Origin of the sequence: Halorubrum sp. Ea8, assembly GCF_002252925.1 — an archaeon.
Lineage (GTDB): Archaea > Halobacteriota > Halobacteria > Halobacteriales > Haloferacaceae > Halorubrum.
Genome location: NZ_NHPF01000115.1, coordinates 1 through 374 on the forward strand (window position 1 = coordinate 1; position 374 = coordinate 374).

Consider the following 374-nt stretch of genomic DNA (forward strand, 5'->3'; position numbering starts at 1 on the left):
CGGGGCGGGCGGCCGCGGCGCTGGCCGGGCCGGAGATAACGGTCGTCGACGCCTCACTCGGAATGCTCGCCCGCGCCCGGGACGGCCGCGGGCTCGCCGGGGTCGCCGGCGACGCGGGCCGGCTCCCGTTCCGAGACGACGCGGTCGACGCGGTCGCGATCGTCGACGCCTTCCACCACCTGCCGGATCAGGACGCCGCTCTCCGGGAGGTCGCGCGGGTGCTCGCGCCGGGCGGCGCGCTCGTGATCCGAGAGTTCGACCCCGCGCACCCGCTGGGACGCGCCCTCGTCGCGGCCGAGCACGCCATCGGGATGGCGTCGCGGTTCCGGACGCCGTCGGACCTCGCGGCCGCGTTCGACGACGTCGGGCTCGAC

General features: G+C 78.1%; 1 protein-coding gene. It reads left to right on the forward strand.

The window, feature by feature from the left end; genetic code table 11:
• The coding region (locus tag DJ74_RS14045) for a class I SAM-dependent methyltransferase (protein WP_141212716.1) at positions 1-374 on the forward strand (374 nt) is incomplete at both ends.